The organism is Paraburkholderia kururiensis, assembly GCF_034424375.1.
GTDB lineage: Bacteria > Pseudomonadota > Gammaproteobacteria > Burkholderiales > Burkholderiaceae > Paraburkholderia > Paraburkholderia kururiensis_A.
The window spans coordinates 2016031-2037876 of the sequence record NZ_CP139965.1 but is presented as its reverse complement, the minus strand read 5'-3'; the positions used below and the strand labels follow the sequence as shown (position 1 = coordinate 2037876).

Here is a 21846-nt window from a genome sequence, read left to right as displayed (position 1 = left end):
GCTGCCGCCCGCCCCTTCCCCGCCACGGCCAGCCGGGCTGCCGACGCCCTCCCCCCCTTTGCCAAACCCCTGCGGCACGGCGCGTTAGGTGCGATAATTGCGTTTTATTGCCGCTAGCCAGCAATCCTGGGCTCCGCCATGGCCATTACCATCAAGAACGAACATGACATCGCGCAGATGCGCGTTGCCTGCCGCCTCGCAAGCGAGGTGCTCGACTACATCACGCCGTTTGTCGCTGCCGGGGCCACCACAGGCGAACTGGACAGGCTGTGCCACGAGTACATGCTCAACGTCCAGGGCACCGTGCCGGCACCGCTCAATTACCAGCCGCCGGGCTACCCGCCGTATCCAAAGGCGACCTGCATTTCGGTCAACGACGTGATCTGCCACGGCATTCCCGGCGACAAGACGCTCAAGAACGGCGATGCGCTCAACATCGACATCACCGTGATCAAGAACGGTTATTTCGGCGACACGAGCCGCATGTTCATCGTCGGCGAGGGGTCGATCCTCGCGAAGCGTCTTGTTCAGGTGACCTACGAGTGCATGTGGCTCGGCATCGACCAGGTGCGCCCCGGCGGCCATCTGGGCGACATCGGCCACGCCATCCAGCGGCACGCCGAGAGCAACGGCTACAGCGTGGTGCGTGAGTACTGCGGCCACGGCATCGGCACGGTGTTCCACGAAGACCCGCAGGTGCTCCACTACGGTCGTCCGGGCACCGGCATCGAGCTTCAGCCGGGCATGATCTTCACCGTGGAGCCGATGATCAACGCCGGCCGCCGCGACATCCGCACCATGCCCGACCAGTGGACGGTCAAGACCAAGGACCGCAGCCTCTCGGCGCAATGGGAGCACACGGTGCTCGTCACGGAAACCGGGTACGAGGTGCTGACGGTCTCGGCCGGCACGCCCGCGCGCCCCGACATCGTCGCCGCGGCCGCCTGAGCGGCCTTTCCGCTCAGCGCCTGCTGCCCCCGCTCCCCGGTCCTCCGTCCTCTGTCTCGACACGCCCGCCCATGAGTGTTCCCGCTGTCGCCCTTCCCGATACGTCTTCGCTCAGGACGGACTACAAGGCGGCCAAAGCCGCCCTGCTCGAGCGGTTCCGCACCGCCACCAACGTCGATGCCCTGATGCGGGCGCTCGCGCGTCTCACTGACGACACGCTGCGCCGCGCCTGGCAAGCCTGCGAGCTGCCAGACGCGCTGACGCTCGCCGCCGTCGGCGGATTCGGGCGCGGCGAACTCGCGCCGCATTCGGACGTCGACATCCTGGTGTTGCTGCCCGACGATCCGCCGCACGTGGAGGCGCGCATCGAGCGCTTCATCGGCCTCGCCTGGGATCTCGGGCTGGAACTGGGCAGCAGCGTGCGTACGGTTTCGCAGTGCGTCGAGGAAGCCGCGAACGACGTCACGGTGCGCACCTCGCTGCTCGAGGCGCGCTTCATCACGGGCAGCGCCAGCCTCTTCGACGATTTTTCGCACTGCTACCACGCCGCGCTGGATCCGCGCGCATTCTTCCAGGCGAAGGTGCTGGAAATGCGCCAGCGCCACGCGAAGTTCCAGGACACCCCGTACGCGCTCGAACCGAACGTGAAGGAAAGCCCGGGCGGCCTGCGCGACCTGCAGCTGATCCTCTGGATCACCCAGGCCGCGGGCTTCGGCAGCAGCTGGCGCGAACTCGACCAGCGCGGGCTCATCACGGGCCGCGAAGCGCGCGAACTGCGCCGCAACGAGCGCTTCCTCAAATCGCTGCGCGCCCGGCTACACGTCGTGTCGGGACGCCGCCAGGACATCCTCGTATTCGACCTGCAGACGCCCGTGGCCGAGAGTTTCGGCTACCGCGCAAGCGGAGCGAGGCGCGCCAGCGAGCAGCTGATGCGCCGGTATTACTGGGCCGCCAAGGCGGTGACGCAGCTCTCCACGATCCTGATCCAGAACATCGAGGCGCAGCTCTTCCCGAAGACGAGCGGCATCACGCGGGTACTCTCGGACCACTTCGTCGAGAAACAGGGCATGCTCGAAATCGCCAGCGACGACGTGTTCCAGCGCGAGCCGCATGCCATCCTCGAAGCGTTCCTGCTCTACGAGAAAACGCCTGGCGTGAAGGGGCTGTCGGCACGCACGCTGCGCGCGCTCTACAACGCGCGCGACGCAATGGACCAGCACTGGCGCCGGGACGCCGAAAACCGTCGCCTCTTCATGGAGATCCTGAAGGCGCCGGAAGGCATCACGCACGCCATGCGTCTCATGAACCAGACGAGCGTGCTGGGCCGCTACCTGCTGAACTTCCGGCGCATCGTCGGCCAGATGCAGCACGACCTGTATCACGTCTATACGGTCGACCAGCACATCCTGATGGTGCTGCGCAACCTGCGCCGCTTCGCCGTGCCCGAGCACGCGCACGAGTATCCGTTCTGCAGCCAGTTGATCGCCAACTTCGAGCGGCCGTGGGTGCTCTACGTGGCGGCGCTCTTTCACGACATCGCGAAGGGCCGCGGCGGCGACCACTCCACGCTCGGCATGGCCGACGCGCGGCGTTTCTGCCGGGAACACGGCATCGAAGGCGACGACGCAGCGCTCGTGGTGTGGCTCGTGCAGCACCACCTCACGATGAGCCACGTCGCGCAGAAGCAGGACACGAGCGACCCCGAAGTGATCCGCCGCTTTGCGGAACTGGTCGGCAGCGAGCGCCGGCTCACAGCGCTCTACCTCCTGACGGTGGCCGACATCCGCGGCACGAGCCCCAAGGTATGGAACAACTGGAAGGGCAAGCTGCTCGAGGACCTGTATCGCGCCACGCTGGCCGTGCTGGGCGGCGCGCGTCCAGACGCGCACTCGGAGCTCAAGTCCCGCCAGGAAGAGGCGCTCGCGCTGCTGCGGCTCGAAACCGTGCCGGAGCACGCGCACCGTGCGCTCTGGGACCAGCTCGACGTGGGCTACTTCCTGCGCCACGACGCGGCCGACATCGCGTGGCAGACGCGCGTGCTGTATCGCCACGTGCAGGCGGAAGCGCCCGTGGTGCGCGCGCGCCCCTCGCCGATCGGCGAGGCCTTGCAGGTGCTCGTCTACCTGAAGGACCGCCCCGACCTCTTCGCCGGCATCTGCGCGTACTTCGACCGCAATGGTCTCTCCGTGCTGGACGCGCGCGTGAGTACGACGAAGCACGGCTACGCGCTCGACAACTTCCTCGTCGCGTACACCGAAGGCGACGTCCACTATCGCGACATCGCCAACCTCGTCGAGCAGGAACTGACGGCACGGCTGGCCACGCCGGGCACGCTGCTGCCCGAGCCCTCGAAGGGCCGTCTGTCGCGCCTGTCGCGCACCTTCCCCATTACGCCGCGCGTCGACCTGCGGGCCGACGAGCGCGGTCAGTACTACATCCTTTCCGTGTCCGCCAACGACCGGCCGGGCCTTCTTTATTCGATCGCACGCGTGCTGGCCGAGCACCGGGTCGGCGTCCACGCGGCGCGGATCAACACGCTCGGCGAACGGGTCGAAGACGTGTTTCTGCTGGACGGACACGGGCTGTCCGATAACCGGCTCCAGATCCAGGTCGAAACCGAGCTGCTGCGCGCGATCGCAGTCTGAAAAAATTCATGCGAGTCAAACTGACAGCCAAGCATCCGCGGCCGACAGCGCCCGAGCGCGCCCCCGTCCGTTCCGGTAGCGCGAACGCGCGCAAACCCACCCGCCCCGCTGCGGCGACCGCACCAGGTACCGGCGCGGGAGCACCGAAGTTCGGCGGGGCCAAACGGCCAGCCGGACCCGCGAGCGGAACCGGGCCGCGCTCAAGCGCAAAATCAAGCGCGAAAGCCGGCGCCGCGGACGCGGGCGGGAAACGGCCTCGGCCGGCCGCGAAGCCCGCAGCGGGAACCAGCCCAAAATGGGAAGACCGGGCGCGTGATCGCGGCAATGAGCGCGGAGCGGCCCGACCGACCGGCGCGGCACGCGAAGGTGGGTACAAACGCCCAACGTCAGCGCCTGGCGCACCGAGAGCTTCGGGGTTTGCGCGCTCCGAAGGGAAATTTAAGGCTCGTGCGGAAGCAGGCGGAGATCGTCCGTCGCGGCCCCACGCGGGCGCTGCGGCGGATCAGCCAACAGGTGCAGAGCGCCGACGCGCCGAGAAGGCCGCATCTGGACCCGCCGGTGAACGCAAATCGCGCGGTCCGGCTCGTGAGGCAGAGGGCGGCTACCGCGCGACGAATCGCAGAACCGAGGGTCCGCGCGGGTCAACCCGTGATACAGAGGGTACGCGCCGCTCTGTTCGCGGAACGGACGGGCCGCGAACCGACGCGGCACGCAGGACGGATGGCGTGCGCGGCGCGGCAGCGACGGACCGCCCTCGCCGCGCGTTCTCCTCAGCATCCCGGCGCGACGAACCGGCGCGGGGCTTCGGGCCAGGCAGCCGCCGAGCAGACGCGCCCGCCCGAGATACCGAATCGCGCACCGGCCGATTTGAGCGCACGCCGCGGGCCGGCTCCGCGGGCACAGACCGCGCCGAGCGTCCTTACGCGAAGCCCGTGAAAGGCACGTACAGGGAGGGTGGCGAGCGTGGCGGCGACCCAAGAAGCGACCGTGGTCGCGGCGCGCCCGCGGCAGGCAAGCCTGCCCGCCGACCGTCTACGCGTACCGATGCAGCCGCACCCGCGAAGGGCAGGTCCTCGCCCCGCCCGTCGGAAGCGGTGCGCCTCCATGAAGACGAGCCAGGAACGCTGCGCCTGTCGAAACGCATGTCGGAACTGGGCCTGTGCTCGCGGCGCGAAGCGGACGAGTGGATCGAAAAAGGGTGGGTGCTCGTGGACGGCGTGCGAGTGGATGCGCTCGGCGCCAAGGTACGCCCGGACCAGCAGATCGAGATCAACCCGGCTGCGCGCGCGGCGCAAGCCCGCCAGGTGACGATCCTGCTGCACAAGCCGGTGGGCTTCGTTTCCGGACAGGCAGAGGACGGCTACCCTCCCGCGGCCACGCTCGTGACCCCGGCCAACCACTGGGACGGCGACCGCTCCGGCATCCGCTTTTCGCCGTTGCATCTGCGCACGCTCGCGCCCGCCGGCCGTCTCGACATCGATTCGACCGGCCTCCTGGTGCTGACCCAGGACGGCCGCGTCGCGAAGCAGTTGATCGGCGAACAGTCCGACGTCGACAAGGAATATCTGGTGCGCGTGACGTACGGCGACTTGAGCACCGACATCGACCAGCACTTCCCCGCGGCAAGCCTCGCGATGCTGCGTCACGGCCTCTCGCTCGACGACGTCGCGCTCAAACCTGCGATGGTCAGTTGGCAAAACGGCGAGCAGTTGCGCTTCGTGCTGCGCGAAGGCAAGAAGCGGCAGATTCGCCGCATGTGCGAACTGGTCGGCCTGAAGGTGGTGGGCCTCAAACGCGTGCGGATGGGCCGCGTGACGCTGGGCGCATTGCCGCAAGGCCAATGGCGTTACATGACGCCGGACGAATCGTTCTGACCGTTCCCAATGTGCCGCAACGTGCGCAGCAGGCAACGAGCCCTGCTGCGCCCGGCACACCTCAGTCGTCCTGACCCGGATCGAGGTCCGGAAAGAGGACCTCGGTAAAGCCGAACTTCGAGAAGTCCGTGATCCGCATGGGGTACAGCTTGCCGATCAGGTGATCGCATTCGTGCTGCACCACGCGTGCGTGAAAACCCTCCGCGACGCGATCGATGGGCTTGCCGAACTGATCGAATCCTTCGTAGCGGATCATCGAAAAGCGGTTCACCATACCGCGCAGCCCGGGCACCGAGAGACAGCCTTCCCAGCCTTCCTCCTGATCCTGCGACACCGGATGGATGATCGGATTGATGAGCACCGTTTCCGGCACAGGCGGCGCGTCGGGGTAACGCTCGTTCTGGCCGAAGCCGAAAATCACCACCTGCAGATCGACGCCGATCTGGGGTGCCGCGAGCCCCGCACCGTTCGCATCGTGCATGGTGTCGAACATGTCGGCGATGAGCTCGTGCAGCTCGGGCGTGTCGAAATGATCGACCGGGCGTGCGATGCCGAGCAGGCGCGGATCGCCCATTCTGAGAATTTCGCGAATCATGGCGTGTGACCCTCCAGCAGCTTGCGCATACCCTCTTCGTCGAGTACGGAAACGCCGAGTTCCTCGGCCTTCGCGAGCTTGCTGCCCGCGTCCGCACCCGCGACCACGTAATCCGTTTTCTTCGATACCGATCCCGCCACCTTGGCGCCCGCGGCCTCCAGCATTTCCTTCGCCGCTTCGCGCGTGAGATTCGGCAACGTACCCGTCAGCACCACCGTTTTGCCCGCGAGTACGCCTTGCGGTGCCTTGGGCGCGGGCGGCCCTTCTGCCCAGGTCACCCTGCCGGGCGCCCGCAACTGCTCGATCACGGTGCGGTTGTGTTCCTCTGCAAAGAACTGGTGAATCGACTCGGCCACCACGGGGCCCACGTCGTTCACTTCCAGTAGCGCCTCCACCGACGCGCTCATGATCGGATCGAGCGAACCGAAATGCTTCGCGAGATCTTTCGCGGTGGACTCGCCCACATGACGGATGCCGAGCGCGTAGATGAACCGCGCGAGCGTCGTCTTCTTGGCTTTTTCCAGCGAATCCAGCAGATTCTGCGCCGACTTGTCCGCAAAGCGATCGAGAGCGGCTAGCGTGGAAAAGCCCAGGCTGAACAGATCGGCCGGCGTACGCACGAGGTTCTGGTCGACCAGCTGGTCGATCACCTTCTCGCCGAGACCATCAATATCCATGGCGCGGCGCTGCGCGAAATGCCAGAGCGCCTGCTTGCGCTGCGCCGGACAGAAGAGCCCGCCCGTGCAACGCGCCACGGCCTCGTCGGGCAGCCGCTCGATGCGCGACCCGCATACCGGGCAATGCGTGGGCATGACGAACGCGCGAGCGTCTTCGGGGCGCCGGTCCAGCACCACGCTCACCACTTCCGGGATCACGTCGCCGGCACGACGCACCACGACCGTGTCGCCGATATGGATGTCCTTGCGGCGCACCTCGTCCTCGTTGTGCAGCGTCGCATTCGTGACCGTCACGCCGCCCACGAATACCGGCTCGAGGCGCGCGACGGGCGTAATGGCGCCGGTGCGGCCCACCTGCACATCGATGGCCTGGAGCCTCGTCAGCGCTTCCTGTGCGGGAAACTTGTGTGCGAGCGCGAAGCGCGGCGCGCGCGAAACGAAACCGAGTGCGTCCTGCTGGTCGCGGCGGTTCACCTTGTAGACCACGCCGTCGATGTCATACGGCAGGTTGTCGCGCTTCTCTCCGATCGCGCGAAAGAACCCGAGCAGTCCTTCCGCGCCCTGCACCACGCGCCGCTCGCTGTTCACGGGCAGCCCGAGTTCCACATACCAGTCGAGCAGTTCGCTGTGCGTCGCGGGCATCTCCATGCCGTCGAGCACGCCGATGCCGTAGGCAAAAAACGAGAGCGGACGGTGCGCCGTGATCCGCGTATCGAGCTGCCTCAAGCTGCCCGCCGCGGCGTTGCGCGGGTTCGCGAATTCGCGCTGCCCCGCCTCGCGCTGACGCTCGTTGAGTCGCTCGAAGTCACGGCGAAACATCAGCACTTCGCCGCGCACGTCGAGCACCTTCGGAATACGCTTGCCCTTGAGCTTGAGGGGAATGGAGCGAATCGTGCGGACGTTCTCGGTGACGTTCTCGCCCGTCGTGCCGTCGCCTCGCGTAGCGGCCTGCACGAATTGCCCGTCGACGTAACGCAACGAGATAGCGAGCCCGTCGAATTTCAACTCACACGCGTAATCGACCTGCGTCACGTCCAGCGTCTCACACACACGTCGGTCGAAGGCGACGATGTCCTCGTCCTCGAAACCGTTGTTCAGCGACAGCATGGGTGCGTCGTGCACCACGGGCTCGAAACCGCTCGCCACCTCGCCGCCCACGCGTTGGGTAGGCGACTCCGGCGTGATGAGGTCCGGATGCTCAGCCTCGATCTGCTGCAGCTCGACGAACATCCTGTCGTACTCGGCATCCGGCAGTTCCGGCTGATCGAGCACGTAGTACGCGTAGTTCGCGCGTTCGAGCTCGTTGCGCAGCCATGCGGCGCGCTCGGCAGCGGATGCGTGGACGGGTTCGCGGGCAGTCGTTCGGGCCATGCTGTTGGCGGGGTTCGGAAGGAAATTGAGTGGTCAGATTATCGCAGGAAGCCGCCGCCGTGGCATCGGCCAAAAGGACAGCTTCACCGGCGCGGTGCGGGTCGGTATCGTCTTCTCCATGCGCTGGGTAGGCGCCCATCACGGATGGACAGCGTGCAGGACGAACGAGTCTCGCCGGCAGGTTTAACGCGAAACGTTCCACCTGCCAGGCACGCAGCGGCGTGCGCTATTTCGGGACTCCGCAGGTTGCCGCCGCTCACCGTCTACGGTGAGCGGCGCTATGAAGATGCGATAAAGGGAGAAACAGTGAACCGGGCGCTGGCATTACTGACTGAAGAGCCGCCGCGTGGCGGCCGAACCGGCAGGAATGCCGGCTTGCTCGAGCTTCGCGTAGAGCGTCATCAGCTGCTTTTCGATGGCAAGGAAAGCTGCCTCGGGCAGCGGGCGGCGCTGGTCGTCCACCACGCGGCCGCCAATCCGCTCGGCAAGCGACTTCGCGTAGTCGCACATCAGGCGGAACGGCAGGATGTCCTCGTCGGCCACGGGCACATCGAGCACCAGCGTGATCATCTGGCCGCCCTTGTACGTGAGGTCGTCGCGCAGGAAGTTGGTGTCGCCGAACTGCAGCATGAACACCGGGCTTTGCTTCGCGTCGAGCTTCACGAAACGGGTGCCGTCGCGCGAGAGCAGCAGGCCGTCCTGAGAGGCGACCGCCTGCACGTAGTTGGCCGACCACGGCGCGCCGTCCGACATCACGTTGATCGAGAGCTGCGCGTCGCACTGCGCGGCGAAGCCGTCCAGCTCGCGTGCCATCGATACGGTTTCCATCATGTCCGGAAACTCGGGGGCGGCATCGAGCGCGTCCGCGAATTGCTGCACGCCCGAAACGAACTCGGAGAACTCCAGCTCGTTGAGCGGACCATTACGGTTGGCGAGCTGGGCAGCGGCGCGCAATTCCTCGTAGCGTGCGCCGTTCTGCAGCAGCTCCCACGCACCGTCGCCGTCCGGCTTGCCCTCGATGTGCACGGGCTTGCTTCCCGCACGGCGCAGGCGCTGCGCGAGCGGAATGATGCGCTCCGCAGGCACCGGCGCAGCGAGCCGGATGGGCACGATGCAGTCGATGCGGCGATCCACCACGGCGGGCGGCGCCGCAGAAATGGTCGTGGCCGTGGGCAACACCGGTTCGGTGCGTTCGTCGTCGCCTTCGGCAGGCTGCGGCTCGGCAAAGCCTCCGTTGGGCGACGTGGTTTCCGCCTGAATGTCCGCGGGCACATCGAGCGGTGCCGCTGCGCCGAAGCCCGGCTCGATGCGCTCCTCCGCTTCCTCGCCCGAGCTGCCCGCCAGCGTCGGTTCGCGGCGTGTCACGGGCCGCGCGGGCTCGATGAACGGACTCTGGTTCTCGTGATCTTCGCGGGCCAGCGTTTCGGCGGTCTCGGCCGGCATCGGCCTCGGCATCCTGCGGCGCACTTTCGCTGCCTGCCAGGCGTTATACGCCACCACGCCGGCCACCACCACGGCACCCGCGCCGGTCAAACCGAGGGTCAACTCGTCCATGCATGCTCCATCAGCAATTCTTCTTCGGGCGATGCGCCGCGCAAGGCATCGTCTGCGATGCGGCAGCGCGACGGTGCGAGGCAGCACCGCGCTGCCCGTCCGCCATGCGCGCTCGCGCGGCGCTCGCCAATCAAACGTTATTCTGGGCGAATCCGGCAGCCGTTTCCATGTCGACTGCCACGATGCGCGACACGCCTTGCTCCTGCATCGTCACGCCGATCAGCTGCTGCGCCATTTCCATCGCAATCTTGTTGTGCGAGATGAACAGGAACTGCGTCTTGTCCGACATCGCGCGCACCAGGTTGGCAAAGCGTTCGGTGTTCGCGTCGTCGAGCGGCGCGTCCACTTCGTCGAGCAGACAGAACGGCGCAGGATTCAGCTGGAACATCGCGAACACGAGCGCCGTGGCCGTGAGCGCTTTCTCGCCGCCCGACAGCAGATGAATGGTCGAGTTCTTCTTGCCCGGCGGCTGTGCCATGACCTGCACGCCGGCGTCGAGAATCTCGTCGCCCGTCATCATCAGCCTCGCCTGGCCGCCGCCGAAAAGCCGCGGGAACAGCTCGCCGAAGTGGCGATTCACCTCGTCGAACGTGCCTTGCAGCAGTGTGCGTGTTTCCTGATCGATCTTGCGGATCGCGTCTTCGAGCGTTTCGATCGCGCTTGTCAGGTCGCCGGACTGCGCATCGAGGAAGGCCTTGCGTTCCTTCGCCGCGGCGAGCTCGTCCAGCGCGGCCATGTTGACCGGCCCGAGCGCCGCGATCGCATTGTTGATGCGCGTCACTTCGCCTTGCAGATACGAAGGCTTGAGGTCCGGCGTGAGTTTGGCCTGCAGCGCTGCTTCGTCCACGCCGGCGGCCTGCAGTTGCTCGACATACTGCTCGCCGTTCAGGCGCGCGGCCTGCTCCTTCAGCTGCAACTCGGTGATGCGGTCGCGCAGCGGCTGCAGCGCGCGCTCTGCCGTGAGGCGCGTTTCGTCGGCCTGGCGCAGACTCGCCGTGAGATCGTCGAGCTCGATACGCGCGAGACGCAGCGCTTCTTCCTTCTGCGCGCGAATGTCGAGGGCGTCTTGCAACCCGGTATGCGCGGTCTGCTCGTTGATGGTTTCGAGTTCCGCGCGCGCATCCTCGAGCGACGCCGCTACCCGTTCGCTCTGCTCGTGCGCCACCTGGATGCTGCGCCGAAGCTCGTCGATACGGTTGGCCATGTTGCGCGCGGCAAACCGTGCGTCGTTCGCGGCGCGCTCCAGGTCGCGCGCCTCAGCGCGCGCTGCGGTCAAGTCCTCGTCGAGCGCTTCGAAAGCAAGCTGGTTGTCTTCGTAGCGCGCCTGCAACTCGGCAAGTTCGGCGTCGTGGCGCTCGAAATTCGCTTCCGACTCGGCCCGCAGTCCGCGCTGCTCTTCGATCTGGGCGGCGATTTCCTCGCGCTCCTCGCGAATCTGCGTGCTGCGCGCCGTATAGCGCTCATGCGCCTGCGTGAGTTTCAGCACGTCCAGCTGCAGCGCGTGCACGCGCTGCGTGGCGCGTTCGGCCTGAGCGCGCACGTCGGCGAGCGACTGGGCCGCCTGCGTGTGCGCCGCTTCGGCGCGGATCGCGGCGGCCTTCGCCTCGTCGGCAAGCAGCGCCTGGGCGCGCACCTGGCGCGTGAGGTTCTCGATTTCCTGCTGCCGCGCGAGCATGCCGGCCTGTTCGGAGTCGGCCGCATAGAGCTGCACGCCCACGCGCGTCACGACGTGCCCCGCCTTCACGACGAAGGCGCCGCCCTCGGACAGCTGCGAGCGCTGGGCGAGGGCCTGCGCGAGGTCGTCGGCGACGAACACCTGGCCCAACCAGTCGTTGAGCACAGCCCGCAGCCCGGCGTCGTCGATGCGTACGAGCGACAGCAACGGATTCAGCGCTGCCGTCGCGGCCACCGGCTGACCCGCCACAGGCGGCGAATAGAACGCGAGCTTGGCGGGCGGCGCGTCGGTGGCGAACGCCTTCACCCAGTCGAGATTCGAGACTTCCAGTGCGGCGAGCCGCTCGCGCAGCACCGCTTCGAGCGCCGTTTCCCAGCCGGCCTCGACATGCAGCTTCTTCCACAGACGCGGCAAGCCGGCGAGTTCGTGCTTCTCGAGCCAGGGCTGGATCTTGCCTTCGGTCTGGACGTTTTCCTGCAGCTGCTTCAACGCCGAGAGGCGAGCTTCGAGCTGGTGTATCTGCGCACTTTCGGCCTGCACGCGCTCCTGCGCGGCACGGCGCTCGGCGTCGAGACGCGGCACCGTTTCCTGTGCTTCCGTGAGCCGGTCCTGCGCGTCGCGCAGAATTTCCTCGTGCTCGGCAAGCTGCATGCGCAGTTCTTCGAGCTGTGCCTCGTCCGGGGCGTCGAGCCCCCCTGCTTCCGCCTTCAGCCGCTCCTCGCGTTGCTGAAGTTGTTGCAGCATCTGGTCGGCGTTGCGCTGGTGGGCAGCTTCCAGCTTGATGGCCTGCTCGGTTTGCGCAATACCCGCGCGCTCGTCGTTGAGCTGTCCCTGGGCGTCGCGCCAGCGCGCTTCGAGCGCGGGCAGCGCGTCGTGTTTCGCGGCGGCTTCTTCCTCGGCGAGGGTCGCTTTTTCTTCGGCAATCGCCCGTTGCTCTTCGGCGTCTTCCAGATCGCCCTGGGCCTTCTGAGCCTGTGCGAGCCACTGCTCGCGCTGCGCCGCGAGCGCTGCGATCTGTGCCTGCGCGCGATTGCGCGATTCGACGATGAACTTGATTTCGGCTTCGAGCCGGCTCACTTCGGCGTTCGCTTCGTACAGCGCGCCTTGCGCGCCCTGCATCGCGTCGGTCGCGGAGTAGTGCGCAACGCGCAGCGTTTCGAGTTGCGCTTCCACTTCGCGCAGCTTCGCGGTGTGCGCTTCGAGATCGATCTGGGCCTGCTCGATGGCGCGCTGCTGGCGCTGCTGCTCGCTCGCCGCCTCGTTCTTGCGCAACAGCCAGAGCAGCCGCTGCTTCTCTTCGCCTTCGGACTGCAGTTCACGAAACTTCGTGGCCACCACAGCCTGACCCTCGAGCTTGTCGAGGTTCGTGGTCAGTTCGCGAATGATGTCTTCGACGCGCGTGAGGTTCTCGCGCGTGTCGTGCAGCCGGTTCTCGGTCTCGCGGCGACGCTCCTTGTACTTCGACACGCCCGCGGCTTCTTCGAGGAACACGCGCAGCTCTTCGGGCTTCGCCTCGATGATGCGCGCGATCATGCCCTGCCCGATGATCGCGTACGCACGCGGCCCGAGGCCGGTGCCGAGGAAGATGTCCTGGATGTCGCGGCGGCGCGCCGGCAGGTTGTTGATGTAGTAGCTCGACGTGCCGTCGCGGGTCAACACGCGCTTGACGGCGATCTCGGCATACTGGCCCCACTGGCCCGCGGCGCGACCGTCCGCATTGTCGAACACGAGTTCGACGCTTGCGCGGCTGCCCGGCTTGCGCGCGGTCGAGCCGTTGAAGATCACGTCCTGCATCGACTCGCCGCGCAGTTCCGAGGCGCGCGACTCGCCGAGCACCCAGCGCACGGCGTCGATGATGTTGGACTTGCCGCATCCATTGGGACCGACCACGCCGACCAGCTGGCCCGGAACCTGGAAATGCGTAGGATCGACGAATGACTTGAAGCCAGCGAGTTTTATCGAGGTCAGACGCACGGCGATATCGCTGATTTATAAGGGATTGAAAACTGGATCGCGCCCCGTGCCGGAACGCGGCGCCACCGGTGCGGCGCGCGTTTTCCGTTGACGGAGCGCCATACGGATACGCCGCAGGCACGCGAGACAGCGCACCTGCGGCGGGTAGCGGCAATCATACCATCGCGCGTGAGCGATTCCGACCGGGCGTGTGCCCATCCGGACCGCTTTGCGGCCCGCCGCCGACGTCGGCATCCTGGCCGCGGCCTTGTCCATCGCCTCGCCCGTCACCCTTCGGGTCGCGTTTCAGATCGCCTGGATGCGGGCCCGGATCGCGATGTATCCAACTGGACAGCAGCGAGGCGAGCACGATGCAGGCGCCGCCTGCCCATTCGCGCGGGCCGGGCACTTCGCCGGCGAAGAGCCACGCGGTAAGCGCCGTCACGACGAGCTCGAACAACATGATGATGGACGCACGATTGGCCGGTACGCGGGCGAGCCCGTACTGCACCAGCATGTTGTTCGACGCCAGCACGAGCCCCAGCGCCAGGACCAGCAGCGCCGCGAGTGCCAGATGACCGCCCGCGGGCGGCGCAGGCATCGGCTCGAACAGCGACGCGCAGGCGCTGAAGAGCGCGGCGCCGCCGAAGATCGTCGCGGTACGCATTTCGGGCTTCATCTGCGGCAGCACGCGGCTTGCCTTCAGGATCAGCACGTTGCTCATGGCAAAGCCCATGCCGCCCGCGAGGCCGCCCCATTCAGCCAGACTGGCCGGCATCGGCAGGCCGGCCTGCGGCGACCACAGCATCAGCATCGCGCCGCCCAGCGACAGCGCGGCAAGACCTGCGCCACCCCACGTCAATCGCTCGTGCAGGATGAAGTGCGCGAAGAGCGCGGTCCATGCGGGCGTCAGATAGAAGAGCAGCAGCACGCGCATCACTTCGCCGTGAATCGAACCCCAGACGAAGCCGAGGTTGGTCACGCCGGCCGCGAGCCCGAGCGCGGGCAAGATCCAGTGCCAGCGCACGCTCGCAATCGCCCGGCGACGCAGCACGAGCACGAAAAGACAGCCGGCGGCGCTCGTCGCCGCGCTCGCGGCCGTTCCCGTCACACCGAGAGATGCCAGCGTGCGCAGCGGGTACCAGACCATGCCCCACACCGAAGCGCCCAGCATGATCGCGAGCGTGGGCCAACTGGCGGACCAGCTCGCGGCGCCCTTCGCCGGCACGTTGGTGTGCATGTTGGCGCGCTCGTTCGTACGAATCCGGCCGTTCATTGCGGCAAACCTCTGCGGCCCTCAGCCATCTCACCGCGGGCCTTGCCCTCGTTGCTGCGTAACGTCAATCTGCATCCTCTCGTGTGTTCGTCTCTCTGCGTCGTCGCACGGTGGCGTCGCGCGGCAGCACAGAGCAGCGTACCGCTTGCCGGGCCGACTCCGCCCGTTGAGGGGCCGCACTCCACGCTATAATCGGCCGCTTGAAGTTCGCAGCCGCAACCGCGCGTCGGGCGCCTCACCGCAACGGCGTCGGGCCGGCTTCCATGGTGGCCGGTGCGTGCCTCGCTCACCTGTCGCTGTCCGTCTTCGATCAGCCCTGATCCGCCAAGTGAATCCGCTCCTCGACACCCTTCAGTCCTATCCGTTCGAAAAGCTGCGCGCACTCTTCGCCGACGTCGCGCCGCCACACGACCTGCGCCACATCAGCTTCGGCATCGGGGAGCCCAAACATCCTACGCCGGCGCTCGTGCGCGAGGCGGTGATCGCCTCGCTCGACGGCCTGTCGGCCTATCCCGCCACGGCAGGATCGGACGCGCTGCGCGAAACCATCGCGCGCTGGATCACGCAGCGCTACGGCCTGCCGGACATCGATGCCAAGACACAAGTGCTGCCGGTCTCAGGCTCGCGCGAGGCGCTCTTCGCGCTCGCGCAGGCGGTGGTCGACCCGACCGCGGGCGTCAAGGACCCGGCGAAACGGCCGATCGTACTCTGTCCGAACCCGTTCTACCAAATCTACGAGGGCGCCGCGCTGCTCGCGGGTGCCGAGCCGTATTTCGCCAACAGCGATCCGGCGCGCAATTTCGCCTGCGATTATTCGGCGGTGCCCGACGACATCTGGGCCCGCACCCAGCTGCTCTACGTGTGCTCGCCGGGCAACCCGACCGGCGCGGTGCTCACGCTCGACGACTGGCGCGAACTGTTCGCGCTGTCGGACCGCTACGGCTTCGTGATCGCCTCCGACGAGTGCTATTCGGAAATCTATTTCGACGAGAGCGCGCCGCCGTTAGGCGGCCTCGAAGCCGCGCACCGGCTGGGCCGCGGGTTCGAGCGTCTCGTGATGCTGTCGAGTCTCTCCAAGCGCTCAAACGTGCCCGGCATGCGCTCGGGGTTCGTCGCGGGCGACGCCGCCATCCTCAAACCGTTCCTGCTTTACCGCACCTACCACGGTGCCGCGTTGTCGACGGTCTGGCAAAGCGCCAGCATCGCGGCATGGAACGACGAGGCTCACGTGCGCGAGAACCGCGCGAAATACGTGCAGAAGTTCTCCACCGTCACGCCGCTGATCGCCGACGTTCTCGACGTGCGCATGCCCGACGCCGCGTTCTACCTCTGGGCGAACGTGGCCCGCACCGGCCTTTCGGATACCGCCTTCGCCCGGCAACTGTACGCCGACTATAATGTGACGGTTCTACCGGGCTCGTATCTCGCGCGTACTGCACATGGCGTCAATCCGGGGCGCGATTTCGTCCGTCTGGCGCTCGTCGCGAGTGTCGACGAATGCGTCGAGGGCGCCCAACGGATCGTCTCGTTCTGCCGCTCACTTGGCGCGGCGAGCTGAGCCGGTCGGGAGCTCGCCCAGCACGTCGCGGCGCCGACAACCGGCGTGCGCGGCATCACGGCCCACACAGCCGGTGCGCGAGCAGCCCGCCGCGAGGCACCCCGCTTCTCTTCCACTGTCTTTCACTTCCAGCAACCACGAACATGTCGCAACAACTTCAGCAGATCATCGACACCGCCTGGGACAACCGCGCCGAGCTGTCGCCGAAATCCGCCTCCCCGGAAGTGCGTGACGCCGTCGCGCACGCCATCGAGCAGCTCGACCGCGGCGCGCTGCGCGTCGCCGAAAAGAAAGACGGCCAGTGGGTCGTCAACCAGTGGCTGAAGAAAGCAGTGCTGCTGTCGTTCCGGCTGGAAGACAACGTGCCGATGCCCGCCGGCGGCTACTCCCAGTTCTACGACAAGGTGCCCTCGAAGTTCGCGAACTACACGGCCGAAGACTTCGCCGCAGGCGGCTTTCGCGTGGTGCCGCCCGCCATCGCGCGCCGCGGCTCGTTCATCGCGAAGAACGTCGTGCTGATGCCGTCGTACACGAACATCGGCGCCTATGTGGACGAAGGCACGATGGTCGATACGTGGGCCACCGTCGGTTCGTGCGCGCAGATCGGCAAGAACGTGCACCTGTCGGGCGGCGTGGGCATCGGCGGCGTGCTGGAGCCGCTGCAGGCCAACCCCGTCATCATCGAAGACAACTGCTTCATCGGCGCGCGCTCGGAAGTGGTGGAAGGCGTGATCGTCGAAGAGAATTCGGTGATCTCGATGGGCGTCTATCTTGGCCAGAGCACCAAGATCTACGATCGCGAGACCGGCGAAGTGACCTATGGCCGCATTCCGGCGGGCTCCGTCGTGGTGGCGGGCAACCTGCCGTCGAAGGACGGCTCGCACAGCCTCTATTGCGCCGTGATCGTGAAGAAGGTGGACGCGAAAACGCGTGCGAAGGTCGGGCTGAACGAACTGCTGCGAGGCGACTGAGATGGCCGCCGGCAAAACGGTCGTCTATGGCATTCCAAACTGCGACACCGTGAAGAAGGCGCGCGTGTGGCTCGAAGCGCACGGCGTCGTGTTCGAATTCCACGACTTCAAGAAAGCCGGCGTCACGGCGCCGCTTCTCAAGGGCTGGCTGAAGGAAGTGCCGCTCGACACGCTGGTGAACCGGCGCGGCACGACGTGGCGCGGCCTCGACGACGACGCGAAGGCCGCGGCGCAGAACGAGGCCGGCGCCATCGCGCTGATGATCGAGAAGCCCTCGGTCATCAAACGTCCGGTGGTGGTCGTGGACGGGCGCGTGAAAACGCTCGGATTTTCGGCCGACGAGTATGCAGCGCTCTTCGCCTAGCGCCGTGGCGCTCCGGCGCCGCCTGTAACCCATGCTCTTGCCGGCCCGCGGGCCGGCAATTTTCTTATCGGAAGTCTCATTCCCATGTCCGGCACCCTCGCCCTTACCGAACAGCTCATCGCCCGCGCATCGGTCACGCCCGACGATCACCACTGCCAGCGGATCCTGATCGAGCGCCTCGCGCCGCTGGGCTTCGCGTGCGAAACCATCGAGTCGCACGGCGTCACCAACCTCTGGGCCGTCAAGCGCGGCACCGAGGGCGCCAACGGCAAGCTGCTCGCCTTCGCGGGCCACACCGACGTCGTGCCCACCGGCCCGCTTGAACAATGGAGTTCGCCGCCGTTCGTGCCCGCCATTCGCGACGGCAAGCTCTACGGGCGCGGTGCGGCGGACATGAAGACGTCGCTCGCCGGCTTCGTCGTAGCAAGCGAGGAATTCGTGGCCGCGCATCCGCAGCATCGCGGCTCCATCGCCTTCCTCATCACGAGCGACGAGGAAGGTCCCGCCACCGACGGCACCGTCAAGGTGGTCGACCTGCTCGAAGCGCGCGGCGAGCGGCTCGACTACTGCATCGTCGGCGAGCCCACGTCCACGGCCACGCTCGGCGACGTCGTGAAAAACGGCCGGCGCGGCTCGATGAGCGGCAAGCTCACCATCAAGGGCGTGCAGGGGCATATCGCGTATCCGCACCTCGCGAAGAATCCGGTCCACCTGTTCGCGCCGGCATTGGCCGAGCTGGTGGCGCAACGCTGGGACGACGGCAACGAATACTTCCCGCCCACCACGTGGCAGGTGTCGAATCTGCATAGCGGCACGGGCGCGAGCAACGTGATTCCGGGTCACGCCGACGTGCTCTTCAACTTCCGCTTTTCGACCGCGAGCACGGTGGAAGGATTGCAGCAGCGCGTGCACGCCATCCTCGACCACCATGGGCTCGACTACGACCTCCAGTGGACCGTGAGCGGTCTGCCGTTCCTCACGCCGCGCGGCGAGTTGTCGAACGCGCTCGAGAAGGCGATTCGCGACGAAACCGGCGTGACCACCGAACTCTCCACCACGGGCGGCACTTCGGACGGCCGCTTCATCGCGCGCATCTGCCCGCAGGTGGTCGAATTCGGGCCGCCGAACGGCAGCATCCACAAGATCGACGAGCATATCGACGTAGCCTTCGTCGAGCCGCTCAAGAACGTCTACCGACGCGTGCTCGAACAACTGATCGCCTGAGGCGACCACGCACGCCGACACGACACGAGGAGTCCACCATGCCGCATCCGCTCTGCGCGACCTTCCACACCGTGCGCGACCTGCTGCGTTACGCGGTCACGCGTTTCAACCAGGCCGAGCTGGCGTTCGGCCACGGCACCACGAACGCCTACGACGAAGCCGCATACCTGCTTCTCCACACGCTGCATCTGCCGCTCGACCTGCTCGACCCCTTCCTCGATGCGCGTCTCACAGACGAGGAAACGACGACCGTGCTCGGCGTGATCGAGCGCCGCGCCACCGAGCGCGTGCCGGCCGCGTACATCACGCACGAAGCATGGATGCACGGCGTGCGCTTCTACGTGGACGAGCGCGTGATCGTGCCGCGCTCGTTCATCGGTGAACTGCTGCAGGACGGCTTGCAGCCCTATGTCGAAGACCCGGAACTGGTGGGCGCCGTGCTCGAACTCTGCACGGGCTCGGGGTGCCTCGCCGTGCTCGCGGCGCACGCGTTTCCGAACGCGGACATCGACGCGGTGGACCTCTCGTCCCCGGCGCTTGAAGTCGCGACGCGCAACGTCCACGAGCACGGCCTCGACGAACGCATCTCGCTCTTCCAGGGCGATCTGTTCGCCCCGCTGCCCGAGCGCCGCTACGACGTCATCGTTACGAATCCGCCGTACGTCAATGCGGAATCGATGCAGACGCTGCCCGCCGAATACCGGCACGAACCCGAAATGGCGCTCGCAGGCGGTGCCGACGGCATGGACATCGTGCGACGCATCATCGGCGAAGCGCGCCGCTGGCTCACCGACGAAGGCGTGCTCGTGGTCGAGATCGGCAACGAGCGCGCGAACGTCGAAGCAGCGTTCGGCGGACTCGATCTGGTGTGGCTCCCGACAAGCGCCGGCGACGACAACGTCTTCCTGATCCAGGCCGAGGATCTGCCGGGCTGAACCAGACCGCGTCACCGACCGCGCGCGCCCCAGCGCGTGGCGGCGAAAGGCGGCGGAGCCGTCTAACGCCGCCACGCCGATTTCCACTTGCGCACAAGCAGGCACAAGCGGTCTCGACAGACGCGACGCCACCACCATCCGGTAAGATGGGCGGGCCTGCGCGCCAGCCGGCGCGCAGCGGTTCAGGAGCCCCTCCGCACGCCTGTATGCAACCCGATCTGCTCCATCTCGGCACACTCGTCGCGCTCGCGCATATTCTCGGCGTCATCGCGGCGTGCCACGCCATTCTCAATACCCGCACCTCGCAAGGCGCAATCGCGTGGGCCGTCTCGCTCACCGCGATGCCCTACTTCACGCTGATCCCCTACCTGTTCCTCGGCCGCAGCAAGTTCGAGGGTTATGCCGACGCCCGGCGTCTGCGCAACGAATCGCTGCGCTCGCGCGCGCACCCGCCTGAGTGGGATTCGATGGGTTCGTCGGGCGGCAAGCCCGCCGACGCGCTGGGCGAGAGCGTCATCCGCTCGTTCACGCGCCTTGGCGGCATGCCGTTCCTGCCGGGCAATGCCGTGCGCACGCTCGTGAACGGCGAGGCGACTTTCGCGGCCATTCTCGAAGCGATCGGCGAAGCGGAGCGCTATGTGATCGTGCAGTTCTTCATCGTGCGCGCCGACGCGCTGGGCGACATGCTCAAAGACGCCCTGCTCGCCTGCGCCAAACGGGGCGTGCGCGTCTACTTTCTTTACGACAGCATCGGCAGCTTCGATCTGCCGCATCGCTACGTTTCCGCGCTGCGCGCGGGTGGCGTAGACGTGCATCCCTTCGCGACCCACCGGCGCTTCGTCAACCGGTTTCAGCTCAACTTCCGCAATCACCGCAAGATCGTGGTGGTGGACGGTGCGCGCGCCTTCGTGGGCGGCCACAACGTAGGCGTCGAATACCTGGGTGCGAACCCGAGGCTTTCGCCGTGGCGCGACACGCACATCGAAGTGCGCGGCCCGGCCGTGGCGAGCATCCAGTTCGTCTTCACCGAAGACTGGTACTGGGCGACCCAGCAGTTGCCGCCGCTCGACTCGCCGCCGGCCACGCATGGCGACGACATGCATTGCCTCGTACTACCGAGCGGCCCGGCCGACCGCCAGGAAACCTGCTCGCTCTTTTTCGTGGAGGCGATCAACGCGGCACGCAAGCGCATCTGGATCACGACGCCCTATCTCGTGCCCGACGAAGCCGTGCTGTCCGCGTTGCGGCTTGCCGTGCTGCGCGGCGTGGACGTGCGCATCATGATCCCCAGCCGGCGCGATCACTACGTGGTGTTCGAAGCCTCGAAGCTGTATGCCTACGACGCGATACGGGCGGGTATTCGCATCTTCCGCTACCGGCCGGGCTTCCTGCACCAGAAGGTCGTGTTGATCGACGACGCGGCGGCCGCGATCGGCAGCGCGAATCTCGACAACCGGTCGTTCCGTCTCAACTTCGAGATCATGGTGCTCACGGTGCATCGGGCCTTCGCCGCCGAGGTCGAAGCCATGCTGCAGCACGACTTCGATGAAGCGTTCGAGATCGACCGCACCGAGTACCGCAACGCCCCCGCGTGGCGGAAGATGACCATGCACGTGGCGCGGCTCTTCGCCCCCATTCTCTAGCGGCCGCACCAGGCGCGGCCCGCCCCCGCGCTACAGCAGCTTTTCGATGTCAGCCGCGATGGATTCGGGCTTCGTGACCGGCGCGTAGCGTTTCACGACGTTGCCGTTGCGGTCCACCAGAAACTTCGTGAAATTCCACTTGATTGCCTCGAGCCCCAGCAGACCCGGTGCCTCCTCCGTGAGGAAGCGATACAGCGGATGCGCGCCCGCGCCGTTCACGTCGATCTTGTCGAACATCTGGAACGACACGCCGTAGTTCTTTTCGCAGAAGCTGCCGATCTGCGCCGCGTCGCCCGGCTCCTGCTTGCCGAACTGGTTGCATGGAAAGCCGAGCACCGCGAGACCGCGCGCCGCGTACTGCTCGTGCAATTGCTGCAGGCCGGCGTATTGCGGCGTGAATCCGCACTCGCTCGCCGTGTTGACGATCAGCATCACCTTGCCCTGATAGCGCTCGACGCTCACCGGCTCGCCGTTCAACGCGGTGGCCGAAAACGAGTAGATCGAAGTCATCTGTGCGTTCCTCGCAAAAAAGTAGCGCCAGTCTAAGCGAAAAGACCCGTGCGCGCCCCTGGCCGTCCGGCCG

The 21846-nt window shown here is 66.7% G+C and carries 15 protein-coding genes; 9 read left to right on the top strand and 6 right to left on the bottom strand.

All coding sequences use genetic code 11. The annotated features are described in order from the left end of the window. Positions 1 to 138 precede the first annotated feature (138 nt). The 3 genes from map (at position 139) to U0042_RS09170 (ending at position 5467) form a co-directional block, all read left to right on the top strand. Positions 139 to 948, top strand: coding sequence for a type I methionyl aminopeptidase (gene map, locus U0042_RS09180; protein ID WP_114810678.1), 810 nt, complete (start codon positions 139 to 141; stop codon positions 946 to 948). A gap of 71 nt (positions 949 to 1019) precedes the next feature. Further along, positions 1020 to 3593, top strand: coding sequence for a [protein-PII] uridylyltransferase (locus U0042_RS09175; RefSeq protein WP_114810677.1), 2574 nt, complete (start codon positions 1020 to 1022; stop codon positions 3591 to 3593). A gap of 8 nt (positions 3594 to 3601) precedes the next feature. Further along, positions 3602 to 5467 (top strand): pseudouridine synthase, encoded by a 1866-nt coding sequence (locus tag U0042_RS09170; RefSeq protein ID WP_114810676.1) that lies wholly within the window; start codon positions 3602 to 3604, stop codon positions 5465 to 5467. A 61-nt stretch (positions 5468 to 5528) separates the two neighbouring features. Here the strand turns inward: U0042_RS09170 and def are convergent, their stop codons facing one another. From def to U0042_RS09145, 5 genes are all read right to left on the bottom strand, one after another. Beyond that, entirely contained in the window at positions 5529 to 6062 is a 534-nt protein-coding gene (gene def / locus U0042_RS09165) for a peptide deformylase (protein ID WP_114810675.1), read from the bottom strand. Beyond that, on the bottom strand, positions 6059 to 8110 hold the full coding sequence (gene ligA / locus U0042_RS09160; protein WP_114810674.1) for an NAD-dependent DNA ligase LigA: 2052 nt from the start codon (positions 8108 to 8110) through the stop codon (positions 6059 to 6061). The genes def and ligA overlap by 4 nt, the downstream gene beginning before the upstream one ends. A 324-nt stretch (positions 8111 to 8434) precedes the next feature. Then, positions 8435 to 9664, bottom strand: coding sequence for a cell division protein ZipA C-terminal FtsZ-binding domain-containing protein (locus tag U0042_RS09155; protein WP_114810673.1), 1230 nt, complete (start codon positions 9662 to 9664; stop codon positions 8435 to 8437). A 130-nt stretch (positions 9665 to 9794) separates the two neighbouring features. Continuing rightward, positions 9795 to 13313, bottom strand: a complete 3519-nt coding sequence (smc, locus tag U0042_RS09150) for a chromosome segregation protein SMC (RefSeq protein ID WP_114810672.1) — start codon at positions 13311 to 13313, stop codon at positions 9795 to 9797. A 154-nt stretch (positions 13314 to 13467) separates the two neighbouring features. After that, positions 13468 to 14532 carry a DMT family transporter gene (locus tag U0042_RS09145; protein ID WP_114810729.1) on the bottom strand — a complete coding sequence of 355 codons (1065 nt, stop codon included), beginning with the start codon at positions 14530 to 14532 and terminating at the stop codon, positions 13468 to 13470. 364 nt (positions 14533 to 14896) lie between these two features. Between U0042_RS09145 and dapC the strand changes: the two genes are divergently transcribed. From dapC to cls, 6 genes are all read left to right on the top strand, one after another. Next, entirely contained in the window at positions 14897 to 16126 is a 1230-nt protein-coding gene (gene dapC, locus U0042_RS09140) for a succinyldiaminopimelate transaminase (protein WP_114810671.1), read from the top strand. Positions 16127 to 16269: 143 nt separating this feature from the next. Further along, a complete protein-coding gene (gene dapD, locus U0042_RS09135) occupies positions 16270 to 17097 on the top strand; it encodes a 2,3,4,5-tetrahydropyridine-2,6-dicarboxylate N-succinyltransferase (RefSeq protein ID WP_114810670.1) in 828 nt (275 codons plus the stop codon). Between the two features lies 1 nt (position 17098). After that, positions 17099 to 17461, top strand: a complete 363-nt coding sequence (locus U0042_RS09130) for an ArsC family reductase (RefSeq protein ID WP_114810669.1) — start codon at positions 17099 to 17101, stop codon at positions 17459 to 17461. A gap of 84 nt (positions 17462 to 17545) precedes the next feature. After that, the gene (gene dapE, locus U0042_RS09125; protein ID WP_114810668.1) at positions 17546 to 18685 is read left to right on the top strand and encodes a succinyl-diaminopimelate desuccinylase; all 1140 of its coding nucleotides are present in this window, start codon (positions 17546 to 17548) and stop codon (positions 18683 to 18685) included. Between the two features lie 38 nt (positions 18686 to 18723). Further along, positions 18724 to 19620 (top strand): 50S ribosomal protein L3 N(5)-glutamine methyltransferase, encoded by an 897-nt coding sequence (prmB, locus tag U0042_RS09120; protein WP_114810667.1) that lies wholly within the window; start codon positions 18724 to 18726, stop codon positions 19618 to 19620. 206 nt (positions 19621 to 19826) lie between these two features. Next, positions 19827 to 21263 carry a cardiolipin synthase gene (gene cls, locus U0042_RS09115; RefSeq protein ID WP_114810666.1) on the top strand — a complete coding sequence of 479 codons (1437 nt, stop codon included), beginning with the start codon at positions 19827 to 19829 and terminating at the stop codon, positions 21261 to 21263. Positions 21264 to 21293: 30 nt separating this feature from the next. On the opposite strand, the gene U0042_RS09110 is transcribed toward cls, so the two are convergent. Then, a complete protein-coding gene (locus tag U0042_RS09110; RefSeq protein ID WP_114810665.1) occupies positions 21294 to 21773 on the bottom strand; it encodes a glutathione peroxidase in 480 nt (159 codons plus the stop codon). Positions 21774 to 21846 lie beyond the last annotated feature (73 nt).

Bases quoted from the DNA above. Each gene is read 5' to 3' on its own strand.
- map (WP_114810678.1), top strand. From the start codon at position 139: ATGGCCATTACCATCAAGAACGAACATGACATCGCGCAGATGCGCGTT.
- U0042_RS09175 (WP_114810677.1), top strand. From the start codon at position 1,020: ATGAGTGTTCCCGCTGTCGCCCTTCCCGATACGTCTTCGCTCAGGACG.
- U0042_RS09170 (WP_114810676.1), top strand. From the start codon at position 3,602: ATGCGAGTCAAACTGACAGCCAAGCATCCGCGGCCGACAGCGCCCGAG.
- def (WP_114810675.1), bottom strand. From the start codon at position 6,062: ATGATTCGCGAAATTCTCAGAATGGGCGATCCGCGCCTGCTCGGCATC.
- ligA (WP_114810674.1), bottom strand. From the start codon at position 8,110: ATGGCCCGAACGACTGCCCGCGAACCCGTCCACGCATCCGCTGCCGAG.
- U0042_RS09155 (WP_114810673.1), bottom strand. From the start codon at position 9,664: ATGGACGAGTTGACCCTCGGTTTGACCGGCGCGGGTGCCGTGGTGGTG.
- U0042_RS09145 (WP_114810729.1), bottom strand. From the start codon at position 14,532: ATGCACACCAACGTGCCGGCGAAGGGCGCCGCGAGCTGGTCCGCCAGT.
- dapD (WP_114810670.1), top strand. From the start codon at position 16,270: ATGTCGCAACAACTTCAGCAGATCATCGACACCGCCTGGGACAACCGC.
- U0042_RS09130 (WP_114810669.1), top strand. From the start codon at position 17,099: ATGGCCGCCGGCAAAACGGTCGTCTATGGCATTCCAAACTGCGACACC.
- dapE (WP_114810668.1), top strand. From the start codon at position 17,546: ATGTCCGGCACCCTCGCCCTTACCGAACAGCTCATCGCCCGCGCATCG.
- prmB (WP_114810667.1), top strand. From the start codon at position 18,724: ATGCCGCATCCGCTCTGCGCGACCTTCCACACCGTGCGCGACCTGCTG.
- cls (WP_114810666.1), top strand. From the start codon at position 19,827: ATGCAACCCGATCTGCTCCATCTCGGCACACTCGTCGCGCTCGCGCAT.
- U0042_RS09110 (WP_114810665.1), bottom strand. From the start codon at position 21,773: ATGACTTCGATCTACTCGTTTTCGGCCACCGCGTTGAACGGCGAGCCG.